Here is a 4,617-nt window from a genome sequence, read left to right as displayed (position 1 = left end):
GGCGTCATCGAACGCGCGGTGCACAGTTGGCTTGCCGCGCCGCATGTCGTCGTCATCCATGCAAGGCAAGTCGTCATGCACGAGCGAGTATACATGGATGGCCTCAACAGCCGTTCCAACGCGCACTGCGACCGCACGATCAACATGAAACAAAGCAGCCGTCGCGGTGACCAGCAACGGGCGAAGCCGCTTGCCTCCGCCTATCGCCGCGTGTCGCATGGCGGCATATAGGCGGTCCCGCGCGTCACCTGGCAATTTGAGAAGGGCGTCGAATTCTTGGTCTATGTCTGCCGCAATTTGCGTCAGCGAGTCGTTCAGTAAAGAAGGGGATGAAGCGAGGGACATAACGCTCATCCAGCGTCAAAAGGCGCAGTGCCTGTGGGTGATCCATCAGGTCCAAGAGCAATCGCTTCAATACGCGCCTTCGCGGTATCGAGCCGCTGTTGGCACAAAGCACGCAACGCATTCCCGCGTTCGTATAAAGCGATGGATTCATCCAGCGGCGCTTCGCCGCTTTCCAGCTTATGCACTATGTCTTCGAGCGCGCGCAGCGCTTGTTCGAAATTCATGTCTGCTACGTCTTGGGTCATCACACTGCAATGCCGCCCGTCGCCGGTTGGGTCAAGTGCTTCGCTCTATCGAACTGTGAGTCTCTTTGCTCTTAAACTGCTTCACAACGACGGCTTCCCCGCCGAGACGGCATCTGCCGGCCCCCTTTTATACGCCGGACTTGAGCAGCCAATCGTGGAAAATCTTTACTGCGCGTTGTTTAAGGGCCCGGGGACGGCATACGAAATAATAGCTATAAGGGCTTTCAACTTCCGCACTGAACAGGCGCGTCAGGCGCGGGTCACGGGCATCCGAAAAATGGCTCCCGTGCATGATAGCAACGCCAAGACCGTTCGCTGCTGCTTCAAGCATAAGCGCGCCACTATCTAGGCTATCCACGGCTGCGGGCTTCAACTTGGGCACGCCCATTGCCTGCCGCCAGGCATCAAAAATCATCGGCATATCGCTATGAACCATGACTGTGTATTTGGCGAGATCTTCGGGTTTTTCGACTTTATGCTCCTTGGCCCATACCTCGGAAGCGATAGCGTAGACCAGATTACGGTCAAGCCGGACGCTGTACAATTTGGGATCGACTTCAGCCGCAATGATAATGGCCGCGTCAACGACATCGCCGAGTAAGTTTTCGGCATGCCCAGATGTGTCGACATCAATATGCAGCTTGGGAAACGCCTTGCGCAATTCGGGTAAGCGCGGGATCAGTCGCTGCGACCCAAACAGGGGCAAAAGGCCAAGGCGCAGGCGGTATTCGCCGCCACGGCCTGCCAGTTCGTCGACAGCCTCAGCCATCGCGTCCATTGCGGGTTCTACGGCTGCGAGCAGGGCCTCACCGTCGGCATTGATGACCATCGCTTGTGCGCGGCGGTCAAACAGTGATTTGCCAATGAAGTCTTCAAGTGCCTTTATTCGGCGGCTTAAAGCAGGTGGAGACAAAGCCAGTTCACTTGCGGCTGCCTTTGCTGATCCAAGTTTCGCAACACGCAAAAAGGCTTCGAGCGAACGTAAGGGCGGCAATCTGCGCATTATCATCTCCTCATTTTGTCGCACTGCAACAAAAAATTTCTGATTTCGCTATCATGCAAATACCGCGAAATTCAGACTAAACTTATAAATTGTAGTTGCATCATTTGCAACAGACATTGCACTATTCGCACTTGCACAATAAATAAAATGTCGCCATACCGAATGAGCCTTTTAGGCATCCTCTCCTAAAGACTTTTTCAGGGTCGACTTCGGTCGGCCCTTTTTTGTCCAAATTCTGGGAGGTAAGTCCTAATTTTAGCAATAGCTTCCAAAGCCTGTTGCAGGTCAGGCCCAGGGTGAGGACCTTGCGTGCATCAGAATAATAAAGCCAGTGCCTGATTTAAACTTTGATATCTAAATATCAGGCATGACCAATGCCCGCCGTCCCCAAATGATCAAGAATAGCAAAGACGCCGAGATCAGGATGAATGTCGCCGGTTCCCAATAATTAAACAATGCAACCCCGACCGCTGGCGCGAATATATAGGCTGCGCCGTTTATCGAGGCAATTTTGCCAGCGACATCGCCTTGCTCATACCGTCGTACAGCTAAGGAAGCCCCAGCGGTAAAGCCCGGACGGAACAGCCCGAAGCCAAGCGAGGCAATCGCAAAGCCTGTGCTGATGCTATAAAAGTCTTGGCTAATCCCCGTCAAAACAGTGCCAACCAGCGCAAGTATAGCGCCCAGTAATACTGAGCTTCGCGCAGCAAGGGACAACATAGGAATGAGGCCCCATTGCGCCAGCAGGGTTGCCATTGCGCCTATCAGCATAACCGATCCGCTGGCCTGCACAGCCTCCCACGGACGGTCATGCAGGCCAAGACGATCGCGCACGAGAAAACCGACAACACCAAGCATGATGGCCTGCGCATGGCCCCCAACGAGCCCGGCGATTAGCCAAGGCGCCATTCTGCCGTCGCGCCATGGCAATCGGACCTCTTTAACGTGCGATGGCGTTCCCAAGGCCTCCCCTTTAACATCTTCGGCATCTGGCGCATTAATCGATGCCGAGCTGGGATAGTCTGCGATATCCCCACGTGCTTCAAACCGCGGCGTATCGTTCGGCAGTTGAACATGCAAAGCGATCAGTACGCCGATCCCAAACGCCGCGAATACGATCAGCGGCCCGGCAAGTCCAAAGGGCGGGAAGAGAAAATAATGCGCTGTGGCAGGCCCAATGACGGTGCCCACACCAAAGGACGACGCAAGCATCGACAAGGCCTTGGTGCGCTCTGCCCGCTCTGTTCGCGCGGCAACATAAGCCTGCACTGCGGGGGGCGCAGCGGAGCCAAATCCACCGTATAGGCTTCGGAATAACGCAAAGAGGATGAAGGTAACAACTGGCCCGATCACTCCGGCAAGACCAAGCCACAGCACCAGTCCGCACATCCCCATTGAGGCGACGAAGCCGATGATGCCAATGCTCATCAATTGCTTGCGGCCCCGGCGGTCGGATAATCTGGCCCATTTCGGAGCCGTTATGACCCATAACAGAGCCGACCAGCTAAACGCCAGACTGACCCATACATCCGGCATGTCCAGTTCACTGGCGATGGCGGGGAGTGCAGATTGCATGGCGGTATTACCCGCCGCAGCGACAAGCATCACGAGGAACAGCACGACGACGCGGCTGTTAGGGATTGCTGGAACTGTACTCATGCCTTTTTCCAATCGTAGCTGCGCGTAACTTGAGCCACGTGCAGGCTGTAATCACTGTACCAACGGTCCCGGCCAGCATCGCGGATCGCGGCATGCTCTGGATGGTCGCGCCATGCCTGCGCACTCGCTTCGTCCGTCCAATAGCTTATGGTTATACCAAGTCCATCTGATCCGCGCACCGTATCCATGCCCACATAGCCCACTTGCTGCGCGGCTAGTTCATCCATCATTGTTGCGGCGCGCGCATAACCGTCGGCGTCCAGCCCGGTGCGCCGTGCCACAAAAATAACCGATATGATGCCACAGCTTAGCTTTGCCATGACGGCGGCATAGGACTGATATGTCATGCAATGCAAGCTGGGTGGAACAGATAGTTGCTTTACGCAGTTGTATGCGTGGCATCTTTTTACGCGTATGTCAGTTTCGTGACAACCTCCCCCGGACCCATCATATGACATCCTCGAGCTTGACTAAAACGACAATGCTCGACCGCATTAAGAACCGCACCAACCGCTTTTTTGGTCCATGGGGTATTTTCTTTAAAGGGTTTATCAAACATCCGGTGATGGTCGGATCGATCATACCGTCATCGTCGCTGACGGTAAAAAAGATGCTCGCGCCTGTTGATTGGGACCATACCAAATTGTTTGTGGAATATGGTCCAGGTATCGGCACATTCTGCCAGCCTGTGTTGGACCGGATACGCCCCGATGCGACCCTATTGGTCATCGACCTAAACGAAGATTTTATTGCATATCTGCGCCACACCATCCGCGATAGCCGCTTCATTGCGGTGCACGGGTCCGCCGCCGATGTGAATGAGATTATTCAAAGTTTTGGTTTCGCGCACGCCGATTACATATTGTCAGGCCTGCCGTTTTCGACGCTGCCGAACAATCTTGGTCCGGTGATCGCCGCAGAAACGGCGAAGGCCATACGGCCGGGCGGTGCGTTCTTGGTTTATCAGTTCCGTGCCCGGGCCCGCGACTTCATGGCACCGCATTTCGCCAAAATTGACAAGGGTTTTGAGCTTTGGAATATTCTGCCCTGCCACCTTTTCTGGGGCTGGAAAGAGTGATTATCTGTTGCGGATTAGCCCGAATGTGATCCGCCGGCCAATCGTATAGTCTACCGAATTGACCAGGAAATAGGCGAGAGCAGCCTTAAACCGGCTCCAATAACTGTCCCGTGCTTTCAACAATATCCGAGTTTGTTCTTCTGATTGCGTGACCAGCTCGTCAATTAACTTACGCATATGCAGCGCAAGGCCTGCATCTTTGATGCGCACCATGATTTCTAGATTGATGAACATGCTGCGGACGTCCAAATTGGCCGAACCGATATAGACGGTGTCATCAATGACCA

7 protein-coding genes are annotated in these 4,617 nt (G+C 54.4%); 1 reads left to right on the top strand and 6 read right to left on the bottom strand.

Translation table 11 applies throughout. From position 1 onward, the window contains the following. From ACIQ2T_RS12025 to ACIQ2T_RS12005, 5 genes are all read right to left on the bottom strand, one after another. On the bottom strand, positions 1 to 345 hold a 345-nt coding region (locus tag ACIQ2T_RS12025; protein ID WP_397591020.1), incomplete at its 3' end, for a polyprenyl synthetase family protein. Between the two features lie 5 nt (positions 346 to 350). Next, positions 351 to 590, bottom strand: coding sequence for an exodeoxyribonuclease VII small subunit (locus ACIQ2T_RS12020; protein ID WP_306062470.1), 240 nt, complete (start codon positions 588 to 590; stop codon positions 351 to 353). A 127-nt stretch (positions 591 to 717) separates the two neighbouring features. Further along, entirely contained in the window at positions 718 to 1,593 is an 876-nt protein-coding gene (locus ACIQ2T_RS12015) for a LysR substrate-binding domain-containing protein (protein ID WP_306062406.1), read from the bottom strand. Positions 1,594 to 1,947: 354 nt separating this feature from the next. Further along, positions 1,948 to 3,252, bottom strand: coding sequence for an MFS transporter (locus ACIQ2T_RS12010; RefSeq protein WP_397591019.1), 1,305 nt, complete (start codon positions 3,250 to 3,252; stop codon positions 1,948 to 1,950). Then, positions 3,249 to 3,599: an antibiotic biosynthesis monooxygenase family protein gene (locus ACIQ2T_RS12005; protein WP_397591018.1), complete on the bottom strand. Its 351-nt coding sequence runs from the start codon at positions 3,597 to 3,599 to the stop codon at positions 3,249 to 3,251. The genes ACIQ2T_RS12010 and ACIQ2T_RS12005 overlap by 4 nt, the downstream gene beginning before the upstream one ends. Positions 3,600 to 3,703: 104 nt before the next feature. On the opposite strand from ACIQ2T_RS12005, the gene ACIQ2T_RS12000 reads away from it, so the two are divergent. Next, entirely contained in the window at positions 3,704 to 4,330 is a 627-nt protein-coding gene (locus ACIQ2T_RS12000; protein ID WP_397591017.1) for a class I SAM-dependent methyltransferase, read from the top strand. Here ACIQ2T_RS12000 and ACIQ2T_RS11995 read toward each other — a convergent pair. Then, on the bottom strand, positions 4,331 to 4,617 hold a 287-nt coding region (locus ACIQ2T_RS11995), incomplete at its 5' end, for a phospholipase D-like domain-containing protein (RefSeq protein WP_397591016.1).

The sequence above is a fragment of the Sphingorhabdus sp. genome (assembly GCF_044357595.1).
Taxonomy (GTDB): Bacteria; Pseudomonadota; Alphaproteobacteria; order Sphingomonadales; family Sphingomonadaceae; genus Sphingorhabdus_B.
Note: the sequence above shows the minus strand (reverse complement) of the source record. Positions and strands in the feature narration are given on the sequence as shown.